This window comes from Marinitenerispora sediminis (assembly GCF_003336425.1).
GTDB classification, from domain to species: Bacteria; Actinomycetota; Actinomycetes; order Streptosporangiales; family Streptosporangiaceae; genus Marinitenerispora; species Marinitenerispora sediminis.
Genome location: NZ_QEIO01000247.1, coordinates 1 through 4,438 on the forward strand (window position 1 = coordinate 1; position 4,438 = coordinate 4,438).

At 70.7% G+C, this 4,438-nt stretch carries 7 protein-coding genes and 1 rRNA gene; 2 read left to right on the plus strand and 6 right to left on the minus strand.

Translation table 11 applies throughout. The annotated features are described in order from the left end of the window. From DEF28_RS25680 to DEF28_RS25690, 3 genes are all read right to left on the minus strand, one after another. A partial coding sequence (locus DEF28_RS25680) for an ATP-grasp domain-containing protein (protein ID WP_181874454.1) occupies positions 1-273 on the minus strand: 273 nt, incomplete at its 3' end. Between the two features lie 273 nt (positions 274-546). Beyond that, on the minus strand, positions 547-1,314 hold the full coding sequence (locus DEF28_RS25685; protein ID WP_114400741.1) for a TSUP family transporter: 768 nt from the start codon (positions 1,312-1,314) through the stop codon (positions 547-549). Positions 1,315-1,455: 141 nt separating this feature from the next. Further along, entirely contained in the window at positions 1,456-1,872 is a 417-nt protein-coding gene (locus DEF28_RS25690) for a cobalamin B12-binding domain-containing protein (RefSeq protein WP_114400742.1), read from the minus strand. Between the two features lie 132 nt (positions 1,873-2,004). Between DEF28_RS25690 and DEF28_RS25695 the strand changes: the two genes are divergently transcribed. After that, entirely contained in the window at positions 2,005-2,289 is a 285-nt protein-coding gene (locus tag DEF28_RS25695; protein WP_114400743.1) for a hypothetical protein, read from the plus strand. Between the two features lie 70 nt (positions 2,290-2,359). On the opposite strand, the gene DEF28_RS25700 is transcribed toward DEF28_RS25695, so the two are convergent. Beyond that, positions 2,360-3,193, minus strand: a complete 834-nt coding sequence (locus DEF28_RS25700; protein ID WP_233515544.1) for a pentapeptide repeat-containing protein — start codon at positions 3,191-3,193, stop codon at positions 2,360-2,362. 138 nt (positions 3,194-3,331) lie between these two features. Then, complete coding sequence (locus DEF28_RS25705) at positions 3,332-3,691, minus strand: winged helix-turn-helix transcriptional regulator (protein ID WP_233515545.1); 360 nt, start codon at positions 3,689-3,691, stop codon at positions 3,332-3,334. A gap of 168 nt (positions 3,692-3,859) precedes the next feature. Between DEF28_RS25705 and DEF28_RS25710 the strand changes: the two genes are divergently transcribed. Next, positions 3,860-4,243, plus strand: a complete 384-nt coding sequence (locus DEF28_RS25710; protein ID WP_114400746.1) for a VOC family protein — start codon at positions 3,860-3,862, stop codon at positions 4,241-4,243. A 96-nt stretch (positions 4,244-4,339) separates the two neighbouring features. Here the strand turns inward: DEF28_RS25710 and rrf are convergent. Continuing rightward, positions 4,340-4,438, minus strand: a 5S ribosomal RNA gene (rrf, locus tag DEF28_RS25715); the annotation flags it as partial.

Here is a 4,438-nt window from a genome sequence, read left to right on the forward strand (position 1 = left end):
CCGGTGCACCGTGTGGCCCTTGATGTCCATGCCCAGGATCTGGGCGGCCTTGGCCCGGGCGTCCTCCGGACCGTCGGCCACCTTCACGCCGCCCGCCTTACCGCGGCCGCCCGTCTTGACCTGCGCCTTCACGACGACACGGGGCTTGCCCGCGGCCGCGAACTCCTCGGCGATGACACGCGCCTCCTCGGGCGTGCTCGCCACCTTTCCCTGGGGCACCGGGACCCCATACTCCGCGAAGAGTTGCTTCGCCTGGTATTCGAACAGGTCCACGAGGGTCCGTCCTTGTAACTCGCTGGCTGCAGATTTATGCGGAGGTCGTGTCGCGCTCTCGCGGCGGAACCCACCGGGGCCGGTCCGCGTTGGAAGATGCGGCGCATTATCCACCCGCAACATGCGGAAGCTTAGCTCTCCCGGCTCTTGACAGACGACACTGGGTGGCCGGTGACCAGTCACGGTGTGCCCGAATCGCCGGGTATCACCGGGCACACCCAGGGCATGTGGTGATCATTCGTGTGACGAGTCACATCCGGCTTCACACGCCGGTCAGCCGAACTGGTCCCAGCCGAGGCGCACGACGAGTGCCAGCACGACCACGAGCAGTACCACCCGCACGAACCCGGTCCCGCGCCGCAGCGCCATCCGGGCGCCGATCTGCGCCCCGACGACATTGCCGACCGCCAGGCCCAACCCGAGCAGCCACAGCACGTCGCCGTTCCATGCGAAGACCGTGATCGCCCCCACGTTCGTCGCCGTGTTGACGACCTTGGCCGACGCCGACGCCGAGACGAAGTCCATCCCCGTCACGGCGGTGAGGGCGATGATCAGGAAGGTGCCGGTCCCGGGCCCGATCAGGCCGTCGTAGAAGGCCACCCCCAGGCCGGCCACCAGAACAGCCGCGACGATCCGGCGCCGCGTCAGCAGAGTGGGATTGACGACCGCCCCCAGCGACGGGCGGAGCAGCACGATCGCGGCGACCACGAGCAGCACCACCATGATGATGGGCCGCAGCGCGTCGGACGAGATCGCGCCGGCGAGGGCGGCCCCCGTCCCGGAGCCGACGAGGGCGAGCCCGGCCGTGGGCCAGACGACGCGGGGGTCGAGTTTGACCTTGCGCGCGTAGGCGACGGCGGCGGAGGCGGTACCGAAGACGGCGACCAGCTTGTTGGTGCCGAGCAGCGCCGCCACGGGGGTGGTGGGAGCGGCCACGAGCAGGGCCGGCAGCATGAGCAGACCGCCCCCGCCGACCACCGCGTCCACCCATCCGGCCGCGACCGCCGCGAGCAGCAGCAGCGCGATGACGTCGAGGTCCATGTGCGCCTACGCGGCTCTGGACGCGTGGCGGGTCAGCGACCGTTCGTCACGATTTGAAGAGATTGACACGGAATATGCACGGTATCGCACGGGCCCGCGCCGACCTCGGGCGACCCGGCTCCGGCACTCCGGCCGACGCGGTCAGGCGGTGGTCCGCGCTCCCGGGATGTTCTCGCGTACCCAGCCGGTGATCTCGGCCGTGGTGGCACCCGGGGTGAAGATCTTGGCGACGCCGAGCCGCTCCAGTTCGGGGATGTCCTCGTCAGGGATGATGCCGCCGCCGAACACCGTGATGTCCGTCGCGTCGTTATCCTTGAGCAGTTCCAGGACGCGCGAGAACAGCGTCATGTGCGCCCCCGAAAGGATCGACAGGCCGATGGCGTCGGCGTCCTCCTGCAAGGCGGCGTTCACGATCATCTCGGGAGTCTGCCGCAGGCCGGTGTAGATCACCTCGACGCCGGCGTCCCGGAGGGCCCGCGCCACCACCTTCACCCCCCGGTCATGGCCGTCCAGGCCCGGCTTGGCGATGACGACCCGAACCGCCGATGACGCGACCATGGCCGACCTCCGTTTCCACAGCGCGGTGTCCTTGTGGGAGCCGCGCGACGGGACGTGTGAACCCCTGTGCACCTCGCAGAGTAACGCAGCTCACTCCCGGGCCGGTGGCGCGGGAGTGGGTAGTGGGTCCGCATGACCGAGCAACCCGAATGGGAACGGCTGCCGACAGAGGAGCTGCACCGGCGCGCCGTCACACTGGCGCGGCGCCGGTGGGACGTCGGCTTCTTCTGGCGGCTGCTCCGCAGCATCCCCGCGGCCGAGGCCGCGGCCGGCCGTCTCGACGCCAGCGAGGCGAGCGTGGCGAAGGTCTCCGGCCTGGTCAGCGAGCTACTGGCCGCCCGGCACGGCGACCCCCAGCTCCAGGAGGCGTTACGGCCGATCTACATCGACTACCTCGCCGAGCATGCCGAGCCCTAGCCGGCCGGCCCATGGTCCGCGAGACGCCCCCGCCCCAGCCGGATGACCGCGGCGCCGCTCCGGTGGACGGCTACCAGTGCGCGGGGCGGCTCAGCGCCTCCGGCAGCCGGGTCTCGGCGTCGCCCCTGGCCGAGTCGAGCTGCGGCTGGGTGAGGAAGATGCCGCCGGTGAGGTCGGCGCCCCGCAGGTCGGCGTCGCGGAGGTCCGCCCCGATCAGGTCCGCCGTGCGCAGGTCGGCTCCGCGGAGGTCCGCGGCGATCAGGTAGGCACCGCGCAGGTTCGCGCCGCGCAGGTCGGCGCCTCGCAGCCGGGCGCCTATGAGGTCCGCTCCCCGATGGTTCCGCCTCCGGCCGGGGACACCGGCACGGACCAGCTCGCTGACGCGCGTCAGCAGCGCGCTGACCTCGCTCCGGAGCGTCGGAAGGTCCGCCGCCAGCAGGTCGTCCGCGGTGCCGCCTGTGAGCCGCTCGACGCCGTCCAGCATGCGGCGCAGATCGGGGTGCACCGGCCGTGCCGCCGGCAGGGACAGCGCCTCGGTCAGGTACCAGAGGAGCTCGTGCAGATGGCGCATGACGGGGAACACGTCGAACATCTGGCGTGCGGTGCCGGGATTCCGGCGCCAGTCGCGGCCGCCGAAGGTGGTCTGGGAGACCTGCTGCCCCGCGCCGAAGCAGTCGAAGACGGTGCAGCCGGCGAACCCCCGCTCACGCAGCCGGGCGTGGATGCCGCAGCCGAAGTCCGACTTCAGGTTCCCGCACGGCTCGCCGGCCGCCTTGTCCACCGCGAAGTCGGCCGACGCGGAGAAGGGAAGTGCGACGCAGCACAGCCCGAAGCAGTTCGCGCAGTCGGCGCGCAGCCCGAGCCGGTCGCGGTCGGCGGCGAGGGCGGCGTGCGTGTCGGACAAGGGGCCGTCTCCTGTGGCGGTGTGGGCACGGCTGCCAGCCGTACCAGGACAGGCCTCCATTCTCACCGACCAGGACGACCGGACGCGCCCGGACGCCGCTGGGTCAGCTCTGGCAGTGGCGGGCGGCGGCGACCGGAGTCAGCGGGCCGCGTCCGCCCGCCGCGCGTCGAACCGGCGGCGGGCGCCCTCGATCTCGTCCAGATACCGCCGGGTCCACGCGCACATTCCGTTGACCGTGCCGCGCAGCGCCTGCCCGGCCTCGGTGAGCCGGTACTCGACCCGCGGCGGCACCGTGGGGTGGACCGTCCGCCGCACCACCCCGTCCCGTTCGAGCCCGCGCAGCGTCTGGGTGAGCATCTTGTGGCTGATGCCCTCGACCTCGGCCCGCAACTCGGTGAAGCGCAGCGTGCGTTCCCCCAGGATGTTGATCACCAGCAGCGCCCACTTGTTGGCGATCCCCGCGAAGACCTCCCGCGCCAGCGAGTCGACGCGTGTCACATCCCGATCCTCGTCCCGGCGTCCGACCTGCTCGGTTTCCACGAGGTTCCTCTCTCACGGAAAAGTGCGTTCTTCCACTTCAGAGCCTACTTCCGTACGGTTCCCGAGTAACCAGAAGAGACCACCGGCTGCGGCGACCCGCCGCGGCCCCACCCTAGGGAGTGGCTCGTGAGCATCCTGAAGACCTACGCACGGCTGTGGACGGACAGCCTCGACCATGCCCTTCCGCTGCTGCGGCAGCTGACCGGCAGGCAGCCCGACCTTCGACTGTCGTTCCACGGCGTCGAGCTGGCGGCCATCGGCGACTTCCTCGTCATCGCCGGCCCGGCTGAGGAGCGCGCGAAGTACGCGCACGCCTCCGCCACTGTCGTCGTCACGGACCTCGCCGACGTCCAGGCCGCCCTCAAGGACGCCGGGGCCGTCATCACCACGCCCCTGACCGCCGGCCCCACGGGGAGTTTCCTCTACGCCCGCCATGCCGACGGCGCCGAGATCGAGTACGTCCAGTGGACCCCGGACCTGGTCCAGCGCATTGTCGGCCGGCAGCAGTAACCACAACAACAATAAAGGGGGCGCCCAACAGACACCCCCACACCACAACAACAAAAAAGAGGGGCCGCCCCAAAGGGCGACCCCCCAAAAAAAGATGTCCGGCGGCGACCTACTCTCCCACCCAACAGGGCAGTACCATCGGCGCTGAGAAGCTTAACGACCGGGTTCGAAATGGGACCGGGTATTTCCCTCTCG

Coding starts and splice junctions, on each gene's coding strand:
- DEF28_RS25685 (WP_114400741.1), bottom strand. CDS start 1,314: ATGGACCTCGACGTCATCGCGCTGCTGCTGCTCGCGGCGGTCGCGGCC.
- DEF28_RS25690 (WP_114400742.1), bottom strand. CDS start 1,872: ATGGTCGCGTCATCGGCGGTTCGGGTCGTCATCGCCAAGCCGGGCCTG.
- DEF28_RS25695 (WP_114400743.1), top strand. CDS start 2,005: ATGACCGAGCAACCCGAATGGGAACGGCTGCCGACAGAGGAGCTGCAC.